This window comes from Shewanella mangrovi (assembly GCF_000753795.1).
Taxonomy (GTDB): Bacteria; Pseudomonadota; Gammaproteobacteria; order Enterobacterales; family Shewanellaceae; genus Shewanella; species Shewanella mangrovi.
Genome location: NZ_JPEO01000022.1, coordinates 1 through 17,571, shown reverse-complemented (window position 1 = coordinate 17,571; position 17,571 = coordinate 1). Strand labels below are relative to the sequence as shown.

15 protein-coding genes, 1 tRNA gene and 1 rRNA gene are annotated in these 17,571 nt (G+C 47.9%); 9 read left to right on the top strand and 8 right to left on the bottom strand.

The features are described from left to right. Positions 1 to 87: 87 nt before the first annotated feature. The 6 genes from lpdA to ampD all read right to left on the bottom strand — a co-directional run bounded on the left by lpdA (position 88) and on the right by ampD (position 8,842). Positions 88 to 1,518 carry a dihydrolipoyl dehydrogenase gene (lpdA, locus tag HR45_RS17145; RefSeq protein ID WP_037445447.1) on the bottom strand — a complete coding sequence of 477 codons (1,431 nt, stop codon included), beginning with the start codon at positions 1,516 to 1,518 and terminating at the stop codon, positions 88 to 90. 148 nt (positions 1,519 to 1,666) lie between these two features. Then, positions 1,667 to 3,640 (bottom strand): dihydrolipoyllysine-residue acetyltransferase, encoded by a 1,974-nt coding sequence (gene aceF / locus HR45_RS17140; RefSeq protein ID WP_037445446.1) that lies wholly within the window; start codon positions 3,638 to 3,640, stop codon positions 1,667 to 1,669. Between the two features lie 12 nt (positions 3,641 to 3,652). Further along, a complete protein-coding gene (aceE, locus tag HR45_RS17135; RefSeq protein ID WP_037445445.1) occupies positions 3,653 to 6,319 on the bottom strand; it encodes a pyruvate dehydrogenase (acetyl-transferring), homodimeric type in 2,667 nt (888 codons plus the stop codon). Positions 6,320 to 6,382: 63 nt separating this feature from the next. Then, positions 6,383 to 7,135: a pyruvate dehydrogenase complex transcriptional repressor PdhR gene (gene pdhR / locus HR45_RS17130; RefSeq protein ID WP_037445444.1), complete on the bottom strand. Its 753-nt coding sequence runs from the start codon at positions 7,133 to 7,135 to the stop codon at positions 6,383 to 6,385. A gap of 255 nt (positions 7,136 to 7,390) precedes the next feature. Further along, complete coding sequence (gene ampE, locus HR45_RS17125) at positions 7,391 to 8,236, bottom strand: beta-lactamase regulator AmpE (protein ID WP_037445443.1); 846 nt, start codon at positions 8,234 to 8,236, stop codon at positions 7,391 to 7,393. A gap of 27 nt (positions 8,237 to 8,263) precedes the next feature. Further along, positions 8,264 to 8,842, bottom strand: a complete 579-nt coding sequence (gene ampD, locus HR45_RS17120) for a 1,6-anhydro-N-acetylmuramyl-L-alanine amidase AmpD (protein WP_430742029.1) — start codon at positions 8,840 to 8,842, stop codon at positions 8,264 to 8,266. A gap of 168 nt (positions 8,843 to 9,010) precedes the next feature. Between ampD and nadC the strand changes: the two genes are divergently transcribed. The 9 genes from nadC to mutT all read left to right on the top strand — a co-directional run bounded on the left by nadC (position 9,011) and on the right by mutT (position 17,039). Beyond that, on the top strand, positions 9,011 to 9,871 hold the full coding sequence (gene nadC / locus HR45_RS17115; protein WP_037445441.1) for a carboxylating nicotinate-nucleotide diphosphorylase: 861 nt from the start codon (positions 9,011 to 9,013) through the stop codon (positions 9,869 to 9,871). Positions 9,872 to 10,606: 735 nt separating this feature from the next. Beyond that, entirely contained in the window at positions 10,607 to 11,011 is a 405-nt protein-coding gene (locus HR45_RS19760; protein WP_156104117.1) for a pilin, read from the top strand. Positions 11,012 to 11,044: 33 nt separating this feature from the next. Then, positions 11,045 to 12,751, top strand: coding sequence for a type IV-A pilus assembly ATPase PilB (gene pilB / locus HR45_RS17105; protein ID WP_037445439.1), 1,707 nt, complete (start codon positions 11,045 to 11,047; stop codon positions 12,749 to 12,751). Positions 12,752 to 12,836: 85 nt separating this feature from the next. Next, positions 12,837 to 14,102: a type II secretion system F family protein gene (locus HR45_RS17100; RefSeq protein WP_037445438.1), complete on the top strand. Its 1,266-nt coding sequence runs from the start codon at positions 12,837 to 12,839 to the stop codon at positions 14,100 to 14,102. A gap of 41 nt (positions 14,103 to 14,143) precedes the next feature. Then, positions 14,144 to 15,058 (top strand): prepilin peptidase, encoded by a 915-nt coding sequence (locus HR45_RS17095; protein WP_037445437.1) that lies wholly within the window; start codon positions 14,144 to 14,146, stop codon positions 15,056 to 15,058. Then, a complete protein-coding gene (gene coaE, locus HR45_RS17090; RefSeq protein ID WP_037445435.1) occupies positions 15,058 to 15,678 on the top strand; it encodes a dephospho-CoA kinase in 621 nt (206 codons plus the stop codon). The genes HR45_RS17095 and coaE overlap by 1 nt, the downstream gene beginning before the upstream one ends. Beyond that, positions 15,671 to 16,387: a cell division protein ZapD gene (zapD, locus tag HR45_RS17085; protein ID WP_037445434.1), complete on the top strand. Its 717-nt coding sequence runs from the start codon at positions 15,671 to 15,673 to the stop codon at positions 16,385 to 16,387. The genes coaE and zapD overlap by 8 nt, the downstream gene beginning before the upstream one ends. A gap of 41 nt (positions 16,388 to 16,428) precedes the next feature. Continuing rightward, the gene (yacG, locus tag HR45_RS17080; RefSeq protein WP_037445433.1) at positions 16,429 to 16,641 is read left to right on the top strand and encodes a DNA gyrase inhibitor YacG; all 213 of its coding nucleotides are present in this window, start codon (positions 16,429 to 16,431) and stop codon (positions 16,639 to 16,641) included. A 2-nt stretch (positions 16,642 to 16,643) separates the two neighbouring features. Further along, positions 16,644 to 17,039 (top strand): 8-oxo-dGTP diphosphatase MutT, encoded by a 396-nt coding sequence (gene mutT / locus HR45_RS17075; protein ID WP_037445432.1) that lies wholly within the window; start codon positions 16,644 to 16,646, stop codon positions 17,037 to 17,039. 230 nt (positions 17,040 to 17,269) lie between these two features. Here mutT and rrf read toward each other — a convergent pair. Beyond that, positions 17,270 to 17,385 (bottom strand): 5S ribosomal RNA (gene rrf / locus HR45_RS17070). 6 nt (positions 17,386 to 17,391) lie between these two features. Further along, positions 17,392 to 17,467: transfer RNA gene (locus HR45_RS17065), tRNA-Thr, on the bottom strand. Positions 17,468 to 17,571: the final 104 nt, after the last annotated feature.

Here is a 17,571-nt window from a genome sequence, read left to right as displayed (position 1 = left end):
AATCAAATAACTCCGGTTAATTGCTCAGATTTACTAACAAAAAGAGCCCGCACCATGCGAGCTCTTTCAGCTATGAACTAAGATCTGTTACTTTTTCTTTTTTGCCTTAGGGTTTGGCAAGTCAGTAATAGAACCTTCGTACATCTCTGCAGCTAAGCCAACAGACTCATGCAGCGTTGGGTGGGCGTGAATGGTCAGTGCAATATCTTCTGCATCACAACCCATTTCAATCGCCAAGCCGATTTCGCCCAGCAGCTCACCCGCGTTCACACCAACCAGTGCACCACCGATGATACGATGAGTTTCTTTTTCGAAAATCAGCTTAGTCATACCTTCGCTAGCTTCTGACGCAATTGCACGGCCGCTTGCAGCCCATGGGAAGGTAGCAGTTTCGTATGCGATACCTTGCTCTTTGGCTTGCTTCTCGGTCAGACCAACCCAAGCCACTTCTGGATCAGTGTAAGCAATCGATGGGATCACTTTTGGATCGAAGAAGTGTTTCAAACCAGAGATAACTTCAGCAGCAACGTGACCTTCATGTACGCCTTTGTGTGCCAACATCGGTTGGCCAACAATGTCACCCACAGCAAAGATGTGTGGCACGTTAGTGCGCATTTGCTTATCAACGTTGATAAAGCCGCGCTCGTCGATTTTCACGCCGGCTTTGTCAGCGTCGATCAACTTACCATTCGGGGTACGACCAATCGCCACCAGCACTGCGTCATAACGCTCTGGCTCAGCAGGTGCTGATTTACCTTCCATGCTGACATAGATGCCGTCTTCTTTGGCTTCTACTGCAGTCACTTTGGTTTCCAGCATCAGTTTGAATTTGTTTTTGATCTGTTTGGTGAAGTTTTTCACGACGTCTTTATCCGCCGCTGGAATCACTTGATCAAACATCTCAACCACTTCGATATCACTGCCCAGTGATGAATACACGGTACCCATTTCCAGACCAATGATACCGCCACCCATCACCAGCAATTTGCCAGGAATTTCTTTCAGAGCCAGCGCATCAGTAGAATCCCAAATACGTGGGTCTTCGTGCGGAATAAATGGCAATTGGATAGGACGAGAACCCGCTGCAATGATGGCGTTATCAAACTTAACGGTCGTCACAGTGCCGTCTTCAGCCGTCACTTCAATGCTGTTCGGGCCGCTGAATTTACCGAAACCATTCACTACATTAACTTTGCGCATTTTGGACATGCCGCCCAAACCACCGGTCAGTTGGCCAATGACTTTTTCTTTAAAGCCACGCAGCTTATCCAGATCAATTGTGGGTTCACCAAATGTCACACCGTTAGCCGACATGTGTTTGGCTTCTTCAATCACCTTTGCCACGTGCAACAGCGCTTTTGAAGGAATACAACCCACGTTCAGACATACACCACCCAAGGTGCTGTAACGTTCAACAATCACGGTTTCCAGACCCAGATCCGCTGCACGGAACGCAGCAGAGTAACCTGCAGGGCCCGCACCCAATACCACGACTTGTGTTTTAATTTCGTTACTCATGTTTTCCTCTGATTTATTTCATTCCATGTGGACACTCGGCCCATCCTGGACGCTCAAGCAGACTCAGCTTTGGTTGCTGGGCATTTTACTCCGCTTGACCGGGATCACAATTAAACATAAGGCTGACCATACCGGTCAGCCTTAGTGATTACATAATTAATGTCCGAATGTCAGACAGGTAGCTGGACAAAGTCACGCTGAAGCGTGCAGCCAGCGCACCATCAATCACACGGTGGTCGTATGACAGTGACAGTGGGCACATCAGACGTGGAATAAATTCTTTGCCATTCCATTTCGGTTTGAACTCAGACTTAGACACACCCAAAATCGCGACATCTGGATAGTTCACAATTGGCGTAAACGCAGTACCACCAATACCACCCAAGCTAGAGATGGTGAAACAGCTGCCTTGCATGTCAGCCGCTTTCAACTTACCATCGCGCGCTTTAGCAGAAATATCCATCAGCTCCAGTGACAGCTCAGTGATCGACTTCTTGTTCACATCACGGAATACCGGCACTACCAAGCCGTTAGGCGTATCAACCGCCACACCAATGTGGTAATACTTTTTCTGGATCAGCGATTCGCCGTCAGGGCTCAAGCTTGAGTTGAAGGTTGGGAACTCTTGCAGCGTTTTCGCCACCGCCTTCATCATAAACACCAGCGGCGTGAACTTGATGGCTTGTTTCTTCTTCGCCGCCAGTTCGTTCTGTTGTTTACGGAACGCTTCCAACTCTGTGATATCCGCTTCGTCGAATTGGGTCACATGTGGAATAGTTACCCAGTTGCGATGCAGGTTCGGGCCAGAAATCTTCTGAATACGGCTCAATGGGATCTCTTCCACTTCGCCGAATTTGCTGAAGTCCACTTTTGGCGCATCAATCACTTGCAGGCCATTGCCACCAGCAACCGCAGTCGCTGCGCTCGCTTTTGGACGCGACAGCTCATAACGCACATAAGCTTGTACGTCTTCCTTCTGAATACGGCCTTTGCGACCAGAGCCTTTTACTTGGCCCAGATCGACACCGAACTCACGCGCTAAACGGCGCACAGAAGGCGACGCATGCACCACACCTGTGGTTTGCACCACACCCGCACTTGGGTGATGAGGTACAGGTGGACGGCTCGCCGCTGGCGCAGCGGCTGCAGGAGCTGACGCTGCCGGAGCAGGTTCAGCCGCTGGCGCTGGTGCCGCAGCAGGTGCACTACCCGCCACTTCCAGAGTCAGCACTAGTGAGCCTTCAGACACTTTATCACCGACTTTCACCGCCAACGATTTCACTACACCACCTTGCGGTGCAGGTACATCCATGGTGGCCTTGTCGGTTTCCAGCGTGATCAGCCCATCATCAGCACTGATGGTATCGCCTTCACTGACCAAGACTTCAATAATATCGACGTCTTTAGCGTCACCGATATCTGGCACTTTCACTTCAATCGTTTGGCTAGCAGTTGCCGCTGGGGCTGCGGCTGGCGCTTGAGCAGCTGGTGCAGGCGCCGCGTCAACAGGCGCTGCAGTTGCAGCACCGCTTCCAGCGACTTCTAACGTCAGTACCAGTGAACCTTCAGAGACTTTATCACCGACGTTAACCGCCAGAGACTTCACCACGCCGCCCTGCGGTGCAGGTACGTCCATGGTGGCTTTGTCGGTTTCCAGTGTGATTAAGCCGTCATCAGCGTTAATGGTGTCGCCAACATTGACCAGCACTTCGATGATATCAACATCTTTGGCATCACCAATATCTGGCACGGTCACTTCGATAACTTGTGAACTGCCAGCGGCTGACGCAGCAGCTGCTGGTGCCGGAGTTGGTGCTGCCGCAGGTGCAGCAACAGGCTCTGAAGCTTTTTCTGCAGCTGGTGCAGGCGCGGCTTCCGCTGCGCCTTCAGCGGCCAGCATCGCAATCAAAGTTCCTTCAGATACTTTGTCGCCTACTGCCACTTTTAGCTCTTTCAACACACCAGCAAACGGTGCTGGAATGTCCATGGTCGCTTTATCACTTTCAACGGTGACAATCGCATCTTCTTCCGCCAGCGTATCGCCAATATTGGCGCAAATTTCGATGACTTGAACTTCGTCCCCACCGATATCGGGAACCAGAACTTCTTTCAAATCTGCCATTGGTTATCCCTCTTATGCGAACAGTGGGCTGATTTTATCAGCATCAATGCCGTATTCAGCGATGGCTTTGGTCAGCACATCTACTGGCATTTCGCCACGATCAACCAGAGACTTCAGCGCTGCGATAACCACGAAGGTGGCATCCACTTCAAAGTGGTGACGCAGGTTAGCGCGGCTGTCACTGCGGCCGAAACCGTCAGTACCCAGCACTTTGTAGTCTGTTGGTACGTAGGCACGTAGTTGTTCGCCGTACAGTTTCATGTAGTCAGTGGCCACAATTGCTGGTGCATCTTTTGCCAATACTGTTGAGATGTACGGCACTTTCGCTTCAGCAGTTGGGTGCAGCATGTTGTAGCGTTCACACTCTTGGCCATCGCGTGTCAGCTCGTTGAAGCTGGTGACGCTGAAGACATCAGCAGTAACGCCGTAATCTTTCGCCAAGGCTTGCGCTGCTTTACGTACTTCTTCAAGGATAGTGCCACAGCCCATCAGCTGTACCTTACCTTTGCCTGAGCCAGCCACTGACTCAAGTTTGTAGATACCTTTGATGATGCCTTCTTCCGCACCAGCCGGCATTTCTGGCTGTACGTAGTTTTCGTTCATGGTGGTCAGGTAGTAGAAGATATCTTCCTGATTTTCACCATACATACGACGAATACCATCTTGAACGACTACCGCGATTTCATAACCGTAGGTTGGGTCGTAGGAGATACAGTTTGGAATAGTGTTCGCCAGAATGTGGCTGTGACCATCTTGGTGCTGCAAACCTTCACCGTTCAGTGTGGTACGGCCTGAAGTACCGCCGACCAAGAAACCACGCGCACGCATGTCACCTGCTGCCCATGCCAAGTCACCAATACGTTGGAAACCGAACATTGAGTAGTAGATATAGAATGGGATCATCGGTGTATCGTTCACCGAGTAGCTAGTAGCGGCCGATACCCAGGAAGACATCGCGCCCAGCTCGTTAATCCCTTCTTGCAGTACCTGACCAGACTTATCTTCACGATAGTAAGCCACTTGGTCTTTATCTTGCGGTACGTATTTTTGGCCTTCGTGAGCATAGATACCCACTTGACGGAACAAGCCTTCCATACCAAAGGTACGGGCTTCATCCGGAATAATCGGCACAATGTTTTTACCAATGCCTTTGTCTTTCAACAGTGCCGTCAGCACGCGCACAAACGCCATGGTAGTAGAGATTTCACGGCCGTTAGAGCCTTTCAAAATCGCATCAAAGATCTTCAGTGCTGGCACATCTAAGTCTTCAGAGAACTGTTGACGACGTGCTGGCAAGTAGCCACCCAACGCTTCGCGACGGGCTTTGAGGTATTTCACCTCTTCTGAATCTTCACCTGGGTGGTAGAACGGCACTTCTTCCAGCTTGTCATCTGGAATTGGAATATTGAAACGATCGCGGAAGTAACGGATAGATTCGATATCCATTTTCTTCACATTGTGCGCGATGTTCTTACCTTCACCTGCGTCACCCAGACCATAACCTTTTACGGTTTTCGCCAGAATAACGGTTGGACGGCCTTTGGTGTTCTTGGCTTTTTCCAGCGCAGCGTAAATCTTCACTGGGTCGTGACCACCACGGTTCAAACGCCAGATGTCATCATCTGACATGTTGGCTACCATTTCAGCAGTCTCAGGGTATTTACCGAAGAAGTGTTCACGGGTCCACGCGCCACCTTTGGCTTTACAGTTTTGGTATTCACCGTCTACGGTTTCTTCCATCAACTGCAGCAGTTTGCCGCTGGTATCACGCGCCAATAGTGGATCCCAGTAGCGACCCCAAATCACTTTGATCACTTCCCAGCCCGCACCGCGGAATTCACCTTCCAGCTCTTGAATGATTTTGCCGTTACCACGTACCGGACCATCCAAACGCTGCAGGTTACAGTTGATGATAAACACCAAGTTATCCAGCTCTTCGCGAGCAGCCAAACCAATAGCGCCTAGTGCTTCTGGCTCATCGACTTCACCGTCACCGAGGAAGCAATATACAGTTTGCTCAGAGCAATCTTTAATGCCACGGTCAGTCAGGTATTTCAGGAAACGCGCTTGATAAATCGCTTGAATAGGACCCAAGCCCATAGAAACGGTTGGGAACTGCCAGTAGTCAGACATCAGCTTAGGATGCGGATAAGAAGACAGGCCTTTGCCATCCACTTCCTGACGGAAATTCGCCAATTGATCTTCAGTCAAGCGACCTTCTAAGAAAGAACGCGAGTAGATACCTGGCGCGATGTGGCCTTGGAAGTAAACCAAGTCACCGCCATCTTTTGCGTTAGGCGCGCGGAAGAAATGGTTAAAGCACACATCATAAATAGTAGCGCTTGAAGCGAAACTGGCGATGTGACCACCCAGCTCTAAATCTTTTTTAGAACCACGAATAACCATTGCCAGCGCGTTCCAACGGATAATAGCGCGAATACGACGCTCTAATCCTTGGTCGCCAGGGATCTGTGGTTCCTGTCCAGCAGGAATGGTATTGATATAAGCCGTAGTTGCGGAATATGGCAGATAGGAGCCGTTACGGCGCGCCTTTTCGATCAACTTTTCTAACAGGAAATGTGCTCTTTCTGGGCCTTCCTGCTCTAACACAGCTTGCAGGGCTTCCAGCCACTCCTGAGTCTCCAATGGATCCAAGTCTTGTAGCATATTTTCAGACATGACACTGTCCTTATCTATACATGGTGAATGTTGTCGTTGCGGTAATCGGTACCACTACCCGTGTTACATACCGCTCTTAATACGGCGCAGACTGCGCTGCAACCGGCTATCTTCCTCCCGGACCGACAGCATCACTTCCTCGATATAACTCAAGTGCTCGTTAGATGCTTCTCGTGCGGCTTCAGGATCGCGACGAACGATAGCGGCAAGCAGGTCTCGCCGATGCTCGTTAGCCTCGGATGAAGCTTCTTCACGACGGCTCAGAAGCTCCAGGTTTTGTGCCACGTTTTTATGCAGCACAGAAGTTAAACTGAGTACCAGATGCAGCATGGCCACGTTATGTGATGCTTCTGCAATGGCACGATAAAAATTCACAATGGCTGTCGCCATATTGTCGATACCGCTGGCCTGCTCAACTTGCTCCAGCATATTTTCCAAGTTATCCATGTCGGCATCAGTGCCGCGTAATGCAGCGAAATACGCCATCATGCCTTCAGTGGCATGACGAAACTCCAGCAGGTCGTACTGACTTTCAGAATCGCTGAGCATCAGCTCAACAATCGGATCAGCCATGCTTTTCCATAGCTGCTCTTTGACATAAGTGCCACCGCCTTGACGACGCAGCAACAGCCCTTTTGCTTCGAGTTTTTGAATCGCTTCACGGAGTGATGGACGGGAAACTTCAAACTGTAGTGCCAACTCACGCTCAGGTGGGAGTTTTTGACCTGGCTTCAAACTTCCTTCGAGGATCATCTGCTCAATACGCTCCATGATCACATCGGAAATTTTCGGCTGACTAATTTTGCTATAGGCCATTTGGCACTCAGCTCCTTGTTGTAAATTGGTCTTACCAATTTGGTGAGTGAGCGCACTTTAACAAATCACATTTTTCTTGTCTAGATCGTGACGTGCGTCAATTTAATCCATTTTTTGCCTAACACGCCACCCTTTTCTGACATTTGTTCTAATGTTCAGACTTTAGTCTAATAGGTTGAAATGGATAAATTTTAACCAACCAAATACGTATGAATCAGACTGCCAAACATTTCGTCTGGCAGTGACGTGGACAAATTACTGCACCAATCCAAAGATGGTCAGTATCGCCAACGTTGTTAAAATCAACATAAAGTTGCGCTTACTTAACGCCAACAACGCCAGCGTAGAACGCACACACACAGGCGCGCCGCTTTGTTCGGGTAACTCCTCCGCGGCTAATGCGACTTCGGCAACAATCCTTTTCGGTTGACTATCGAATGTAAACACTAGCTCGCGCCAGCGCCCAAAAGCTGAGGCAAAATGACCACTCAGCGCATAGCCCAACGACACAATGCGTGATGGCAACCAATCAAGCGCAAACATCAGATTTGCGGGCACGGGCAATGGCGACGCTTCTTTTAAATGACAGAAATAGCGAGCAGTGCAATAAAACATCACGCCAGCAGGTCCTAGAATGATCAAATAGAAGGCTACTGCGCCGTAATAACGATAGTTGAGCCATGCGGCTAACTGGCCCACTCGAGCACCTAGCTCCGCCGCACTGACATCACTTAGGCACTCTTCAAAATCCAACTCGGTTGCATGCAAGTAACACGCTTCCAAATCGCCACGACAGGCGGCCTGCATATATTGTTTAAACTTATCGCGTACCGCTTGATGCGTAAGACACAGTGCAGCCACAACCACCCACAGCAGCAGGGAAGGTAACCCAAACAACCAACCATGGATCACCCACTGCAGTGCTAACACCGATAACGCCGGAAATAACAAAGCCAACCAGATGCCGCTTTTACTGCGTAGTAAGTCCTCAGTAAAAAAGTGCGCCCGATACCAAGCAAACATACTGTCCAGTTGCATCAGTTTAGGAACGAACTTTAGTCGCTCAATCAATACCGCAATTAGTAACGAAAACAATGCCATTTGGCGCTCCTGCCCTCACAGTTCAAGTCATATTGCCGCTAGATAACGCTGCCAGTCAAATCCAACACCGGGATCTGTCTTGCGCTGTGGTGCAATGTCACTGTGGCCAACAATACGTGAACGCTCTATCGCCGGATAAACCTGCTGGATTGAGCGAGTTAACGCAATCAACTGCTGATACTGCATATCGGTATAGCCAGAAGTATCTGTTCCTTCAAGTTCGATGCCGATAGAGAAATCATTACAGTTACTGCGCTCCAAAAACTGCGATACGCCCGCATGCCAGGCTCGCTCGTCGCAAGAGACAAATTGCACAATCTCACCATCACGACGAATTAGAAAGTGCGCTGACACCTGCAATCCTTCCAATTCGGCAAAACTCGCATCAATCTGACAATCCAAACTACCGCAAAACAACGCCTCTATATAAGGTAGCCCAAACTGACCCGCTGGCAGACTTATGTTGTGAATCACTAACACGCTGACCTCGGCGTTAGGCCGTTGATTGAAGTGCGGTGACAACACCTTTCTGGCAACGTTGCACCAGCCATGTTGCCACTGCACTAAGTCTGGCAGAACAATAGTAGACACTGAGTTGTTATCCATTTCTGGCTCTTTTATCAACAGATCAATATATTAGCTTAAGTGATACGCAAGCTGATGAATACTTTAGCAAACACTATCAACAACTGCATGTTAACAGTACCCGCCAAATCGCCCTTTATGCTAATCTTTTAATGCTTACTTCACTTATTTGATTAGCAGGAAATCATCATGTTGGAAAACGATATCAGAGTCAGCGTAAAAGCAGCGTTAGATGAGGATTTAGGGCATCTAAGTGTGAGTGATGGTGATATCACTGCGCAGCTCATTCCGGCTGAACAACATGGTGAAGCGGTACTGATCACCCGCGAAGATGGCGTATTTTGCGGAAAAGCCTGGGCAGAGCAAGTATTTAAACAGCTCGGCGGCGAGGTCGCAATTCAGTGGCATGTTGATGACGGTGACCTAATTGTTGCCGGTCAGAAGCTATGTGAACTCTCTGGACCAGCACGTATTCTACTCACCGGTGAACGCACGGCGATGAACTTTATTCAAACACTGTCCGGCGTCGCTAGCTTAACCAAGCTGTACGCCGACAAACTGGCAGGAACGCAATGCCAGCTGCTCGATACCCGTAAAACCCTGCCTGGACTGCGCACCGCACAAAAATATGCAGTCACCAGCGGCGGCGGCAAGAATCACCGTATCGGACTGTTTGACGCCTTTTTGATCAAAGAGAACCACATTATGGCCTGCGGCGGTATTCACGCTGCAGTGACAACCGCCAAAAACCTCCATCCAACCAAACCAGTGGAAGTGGAAGTCGAGTCTCTTGAAGAGCTCACCCAAGCGTTAGACGCGGCCGCCGATATCGTCATGCTCGATAACTTTGATGTCACTATGATGCTAAGTGCCGTAGAGCTTAATAATCAATATAAGTCACGAGATGCGGGCGCTAAGTTAGAAGTTTCTGGCGACGTGACCTTAGAAACCATTGGTCAATTTGCCAACACTGGGGTCGATTACATCTCTGTAGGTGCGCTAACCAAACATCTTCGAGCGCTCGATCTATCAATGCGCTTTAAAAGTTAGTACTTCAAAAGTTAGTTGCTCGCTGCGAATTTACGCCGGGAACAGCTCAAATAACGGGCTGCCAAAGGCTTCTAGATCAAAGATAAACTGAGTAACATTTGAACGTTAATTAACAACAATGAAACAATAGTTTTGACACTGTATGAGTTTTTGACTCACCAACATTTGTAGCCAAAAACATGACATTAACAAAGCTATCGAATAACGCTCAAATAGCCGAATTTTCGCAAAAAATTCAAAAAAAATGCCTGTTGCCCATTTTAATTCTGTTCACAATGGTCTAACGTTTATCTGTGGCGAGATGGCCGCCTGTGGCCTTCCGTCTGGCGAACAGGTCGGTTACTTTCTGTTCCACCCCAAGTTGAGTTAACATTTTTAACATTTGTCAGCTTAATTTAGAGTAGCGATTACTGATATAGTTTTCTAATCGCGACTCGGGAGGAAAAGCAGCCATAGGCTGTAATGAACGCAGAATTTAGTCGACTGCTTTACGGATTGCCATAAACGACACTGGTTAACTAACACTGACGGCGCGCAAGTCGATGACAGCTCGTAACGGTGCACCAGCGTTCAATTTAGCGTCAAAAGGATTTTGCTCAGCCAGCCTACTTGAATAATGATGTTGAGTAGCGCTGTTACGGTAAAAGGTTGATGTATGATTGAAAGTGCAGTGCAAGCTCGTAGCTCGTAACCCGTAACTTGCTGCCAGATCTGGAGAGATTGAAAATGAAAGGTATGAAAAGTAAATCAGCGAAGGGTTTTACCCTGATCGAATTGATGATCGTAGTAGCCATCATCGGTATTCTGGCAGCAATCGCATTGCCTGCTTATCAAGATTACACTAAAAAATCGCGCTTTTCTGAAGTTAATACTGCTGTTGGTGCGCTAAGAACAGCTGTTACAATCTGTTTTCAAGAAACAAATGATTTAACAGAGTGTGATGCCGGAGCATACGGCATCATTTTGCCAACTCTTCCATCAGAGAATATTGCGACATTGACGGTTGCGGATGGTGTTATCAGTGCTACTTCTGACGCAAACTCTGATTCGACAACTATGACAGCAACACCTACAGCTGGGACTCCTTTAACCTGGGCGGTTACAGGTACGTGTACTACTAAAAATTGGTGTCAAGACTGATAATATATTGCACTAATTGGTAAACATAATTAAATGCCAACCACCAGCCTCCATTTAGGACTGTCTGCTTTATTTATCCGTAAGAGCCTGCTTGATGAAAGCAGGCTTAAAGAGGCTGTGGCTTTAGCACGCAAAAATAAAACTTCGTTGGTCACTGCTCTGGTGACCAACCAGTTTTTGTCAGCTAGAACTATTGCTGAACTCTGCTACGAGGAATACGGCACTCCGCTTTTAGATTTAGCCGAATTCGATGTAGCCAGCATTCCCGAAGAATTTCTTAATCATAAACTGGTCGAGAAACATCGGTGCTTACCGCTATTTAAACGTGGCAATAGGTTATATGTAGCCACTTCAGATCCGACAAACATCTCCGCCTTAGAAGATTTTCAATTCAGTGCGGGCTTACATGCTGAAGCCATTCTGGTTGAAGAAGATAAGTTATCCAAAGCCTTGGAAAAAGTGCTTGAGGAAGATATTTCCTCGCTCGATCTGAGCGGTATTGATGAAAATGCCCTCGCTGGTATCGAAATTACCGATACCGACAAACGCCAAGAAGATTCTGCAGAAGGCGCTGATGATGCTCCGATTGTTATCTATATCAATAAAATTCTCACCGATGCCATTCGTCGCGGGGCATCAGACTTGCACTTTGAACCCTATGAGAAGCGCTATCGGGTACGTTTTCGTATTGATGGCATTTTACATGAGGTCGCCGAGCCGCCGGTTAATTTAGCTGCGCGTTTATCCGCCCGTTTAAAGGTGATGTCTAAACTGGACATCGCCGAGCGTCGGGTGCCGCAAGACGGCCGCATTAAGATGAAGCTCAGTCGCAGCAAAAGTATCGATTTTCGAGTGTCCACCCTACCCACATTGTGGGGCGAAAAAATCGTAATGCGGATTTTAGACTCGTCCTCAGCACAGCTCGGCATTGAAAAACTCGGCTATGAAGAAGACCAAAAGCAACTTTACTTGGAGATGCTCGCGCGGCCACAAGGGATGATTCTGGTGACCGGCCCGACAGGCTCAGGTAAGACTGTATCACTCTATACTGGCCTCAATATTCTTAACACCGAAGAGCGCAATATCTCCACCGCCGAAGACCCGGTAGAGATTAACTTGGAAGGTGTTAACCAAGTCCATATTAATATCAAAGCTGGATTAACCTTTGCCTCAGCGCTGCGTTCGTTCCTTCGTCAGGATCCAGATGTGGTGATGGTGGGGGAAATCCGTGACTTGGAAACCGCAGAAATTGCCATTAAAGCGGCACAAACAGGTCACTTGGTATTATCGACGCTACATACCAACTCATCTTCTGAAACCTTAACTCGTCTGTTGAATATGGGCGTCCCCGGTTACAACATCGCCAGCTCAGTCAATTTGATTATTGCCCAGCGTTTGGCCCGTCGCCTCTGTGCCAACTGCCGCGAAGCAGAAGACATTCCCGAACATGAGCTATTAAAATTAGGGTTCAACGAAGCACAAATCGCCGAAGGCTTTACCGTCTATAAACCCGTGGGCTGTGAGCATTGCTCCGGCGGTTATAAAGGTCGCGTCGGTATTTACGAAGTAATGAAGATGTCCGATGAAATCGCCCGTGTCATTATGGAAGGTGGCAATTCGCTGCAAATTGCGCAAATGGCCAAACAGCAAGGCATGCGCGATCTGCGTGATTCTGGATTACTCAAGGTAATTCAGGGCGTCACCAGCATGGCCGAAATCAATCGCGTCACCAGTTTTTAATGTAAACGCTATTAATCGTCTCAATTTCTGTCTAAATTCAGTAATAGCCGACAAGAATAAGCCAGCGAAAAAGGATACGTGAGTTATGGCAACAGCATCTTCCGCTCGCAAGCGCACTGGCGCCGCCAAAGACAAAAAGCAACCCACTATCTATACTTTTACTTGGAAGGGCGTCAACCGTGACGGTAAAAAGACCGAAGGTGAACTCCGCGGTGCTACCGTTGCCGAAGTCAAAACCCAGTTAAAAAACCAAGGCATTATCCCTAAAACCGTTGCGAAGAAATCAGCTAGTCTATTCAGCAACGAAAACAAAAAAATTAAGCCGATGGATATCGCCATGGTGACGCGCCAAATAGCTACCATGCTATCTGCCGGTGTTCCCTTAGTGACCTCTATTGAGCTGATTTCTCGCGGCCATGAAAAGCCCAAGATGCGCATTTTACTTGGGACTATCCTTAATGATGTGCAATCAGGTATTCCACTGTCTGATGCATTAAGGCCACATCGCCTCTATTTTGACGATCTTTATGTCGATTTGGTCGCTGCCGGTGAGCATTCTGGCGCACTCGATACCGTATTTGATCGCATTGCCACCTACAAAGAGAAGGCTGAAGCCTTAAAGTCCAAAATTAAAAAAGCGATGTTTTATCCTGCAGCAGTCGTTGTTGTCGCTGTCGCAGTTACTACTCTGCTTTTACTATTTGTGGTACCTCAATTTGAGAGTATCTTTGCAGGTTTCGGTGCCGAACTACCCGCCTTTACCCAGTTAATTATTAATATTTCTCGTGCGCTGCAAGCCACGTGGTATTTGTTCTTCGGTGGTATTGTGCTCGCGATTTGGCTGTTTGTACGTGCGCATCGTAACTCACAAAAATTCCGTGATAAAATCGATGAATTAGTGCTAAAAATCCCGGTTATTGGTGAAATTTTACACAAAGGAGCCATGGCGCGCTTTGCCCGCACACTGGCCACCACATTTGCCGCAGGTGTTCCCTTGATTGATGGCTTGGAATCTGCCGCTGGCGCAGCTGGCAATGCCGTATACCGCAAAGCATTAGGCAATGTCCGTACCGAAGTGATGGCAGGGATGCAGATGAACGTGGCCATGCGTACCACCAAGTTGTTCCCTGACATGCTGATCCAGATGGTGATGATCGGCGAAGAATCTGGCTCACTGGATAATATGCTCAACAAAATCGCCAATATCTACGAGATGCAGGTCGATGATGCCGTGGATGGGTTGTCTGCCTTGATCGAACCCATGATGATGGTGGTGATTGGTGGCCTCGTAGGCAGTTTGATTGTGGGTATGTACCTGCCAATCTTCCAATTGGGTAACGTTGTCGGCTAGTACTTACCCCCTACTAATTTATTAACTAAAACAATAATACTATGCAGTCATTTATCAGTTTGATGGGGCAATATCCTATCGTATTTATTGCGCTTGCCTTCGTCTTCGCTGCCGTGATTGGCAGTTTTATTAACGTGGTGATTTTTCGCCTTCCGGTGATGATGAAACGCGAGTGGCAGCAGGAATGTAACCAGTTCTTAGAAGAATACCAACCTGCTGCGTATCAAGCGTTAGAAAAACAAAAGCTACTTAAGCCGCTAGACCAGTTCCCTGAACGTTTTAATCTTGTGGTGCCCAACTCTACCTGCCCCAAATGCAAAGCTGCGATTAAACCTTGGCACAATCTCCCCATTGTCGGCTGGTTATTGCTCGGTGGTAAGTGCGCGGCTTGCAAACAGCCTATCTCTGTCCGCTATCCGATCTTCGAGTTTTTAAATGGTGCGTTAGTGGCAATACTTGCCTGGCATTTCGGCCCCACTATCGAGTTTGCCTTAGCCGCGGTACTCAGCTTTGCCTTGATCGCCATGACAGGTATCGACCTTGATGAAATGCTATTGCCGGATCAGCTGACACTGCCATTTTTGTGGTTGGGGATTATCGCCAACTATTTTAATACCTTTACCTCGCTCGATAATGCCATTATTGGCGCGATTGCGGGCTATCTAAGCCTCTGGAGCGTGTTTTGGCTATTTAAATTGCTGACCGGCAAAGAAGGTATGGGCTATGGCGATTTTAAGCTAATGGCGCTGTTCGGCGCATGGCTCGGCTGGCAAATGCTGCCGCTCATCATTTTGCTGTCTTCGCTAGTGGGTGCAGTGATAGGCATTAGCATGATTATCTTTAAAGGCATGGGGCGCAATAATCCAATTCCTTTCGGGCCCTATATCGCGCTGGCTGGCTGGATAGCCTTAGTTTGGGGACAAGATATCGTGAATTGGTATCTGGGTACCCTGTAATGGCCGATTACATTGTTGGCCTGACGGGAGGTATAGGCAGTGGTAAAAGCACGGTAGCGAATCTTTTTGCCGAACTAGGCGTAGTTATCGTTGATGCGGATATCATCGCTCGGGAAGTTGTAGCGAAAGGCAGCAATGGTCTACAGCAAATCGTCAACCATTTTGGTGACACCATACTCACAGCAGATGGCGCCTTAGATCGTGCAAAGTTAAGGGAGCACATCTTCCAACATCCAAACGAGCGGACATGGCTTAATGCGCTTTTACACCCACTTATTCGCCAACGTATGGTAGCGCAATGTCAGCAGGCTCGATCCCCCTATGCCTTGATGGTGGTACCGCTACTGTTTGAAAACCATCTGGAACGTTTAGTTAATCACACTTTAGTGATAGATATTGCAGAAGAAACACAAATCCGGCGAACTATTGAGCGGGATCAGGTGTCCAAAGCACAAGTTAGAAGCATCATGAGTAGCCAAATTGGTCGCGAACAGCGACTCAAGGGCGCAGATGATGTTGTTAGCAACGAAGGAGATGTAGACGCGCTAAGGTCTCAGATTCTGGCACTACATAAAAAATACTTAAATCAATCAGTAACTGCCAAGAAACGTCATGAGTGAATTATTATTTGAGCAACCGCTCAATGAGAAGGTTCGCAATTACCTTCGACTAGAGCATTTAGCTAAGCAACTTGATACCCATCTTGAAGAGGATCACCAACAGCGGTGTTTTTATCCTCTTTTTTCGCTATGCGAATTAGCGGAACGTTGCGATTTTCGTAGCGAGATTTTAAAGGATATTGATAGGCAACTGAGCCTGTTAAAGGCTGATCCAGGCGCATTGAATTCGGCCCTATTGAGCGAACTGCTTGATTGTCGTGAACAGCTACTTATTGCTGAGCGGCCGGGTCTCCATCTCAAGCAGAATCGTTTTATCAGTGCGCTCAGACAGCGCTTTAGTATGCCTGGAGCATGCTGCAACTTCGACTTACCACAACTTCACTTCTGGTTATCAAAACCCTGGCAAGAGCGGCAATACGATTACGAACAATGGGTTGCTCACTTTCGCTGCCTGCTTAATCCTATAACACTGCTACTTGCCGCATCTCGCGAAAGCTGTGAATACCGTCGTGAAATTGCGCCAGCGGGCTTCTTTCAAAAAGAATCCAGTCAGAGTTTGTCGTTAATCCGAGTGAAGCTCAATATCGCTAATGGTTGCTATCCAACTATTAGCGGTCATCGTAATCGCTTTGCCATTCACTTCGTTCAATTTGACCAACAGAAGCACTCACAACAACCGGTAGAGTTCTTGCTGGCGACTTGCGACTGAAATCGTTACCATGGCCTTGTTACACCAACTAGGTCTAGGTTATGCCAACAATTGTAAAATGCCCTACCTGTCAAAAGGATGTTATTTGGGGCCCAGAATCTACATTTCGTCCATTCTGCAGCGAGCGCTGTAAGTTGATTGACCTCGGTGATTGGGCTGCAGAGAAACACGCCATTCCAGTCAAACCTACGATTGATGAGCAACTGCTCGATGATTTGGGCTACGACGAACCCGATTTCTTTAAAGAGCAATAACAGTGACTAAACGAGTACATGTAGCAGTAGGTGTCATACTGCGAGAACAGCAAGTTCTGCTAGCCAAGCGTCATGGCCATCTTCACCAAGGCGGCAAATGGGAGTTTCCTGGCGGTAAAGTCGAAGCCAATGAAGACGTCACAGCTGCCTTAGTACGTGAACTAGAAGAAGAGATCGGCATCAGCGCAACTGAAACTTCCCCCTTCATGACCCTAAGCTATGACTACCCAGAAAAGCAGGTGTTTCTCGATATCCATTTGGTAACAGCTTTCACTGGCCAAGAGCAAGGCGCAGAAGGACAAGAGATCAGATGGGTCAGTTTTACTGAATTGCCTAGCTTAGCGTTTCCTGATGCCAATAAGCCAATTCTCGATAAGATCTTAAGTGATTTAGTCTAATTGATACCACTGAGTCAAAGGCCGCGAAAGCGGCCTTTTTAATTGTGCTTAATCTCACTAGCTCACATTGATAAGACACCAAGAAATCAAGGTTACCTTCACAAGCGTAGTACATAGCCTCTAGAGATGAATAATCTCAAAAAAGCAGCATCTGAGGTGAAGGACCAAATACTAAAAGATGAAAATGCAAAAAGGCCACCCGCTTGGGTGGCCTTATCGACTAAATAAGCACTTGGCGATGACCTACTCTCACATGGGGAAGCCCCACACTACCATCGGCGCGATTGTGTTTCACTTCTGAGTTCGGGATGGGATCAGGTGGGACCACAATGCTATTGTCACCAAGTAAAACTGGTGCTGATACCCAGAATCGAACTGGGGACCTCATCCTTACCAAGGATGCGCTCTACCGACTGAGCCATATCAGCAAAATCAATATGTTAACTGCAACCGGCAGGTTAACTAATTTTTGATTTCACTTTTCAAAAAAGTGAAAACCTAAATTGGGCGTCTGGCGATGACCTACTCTCAC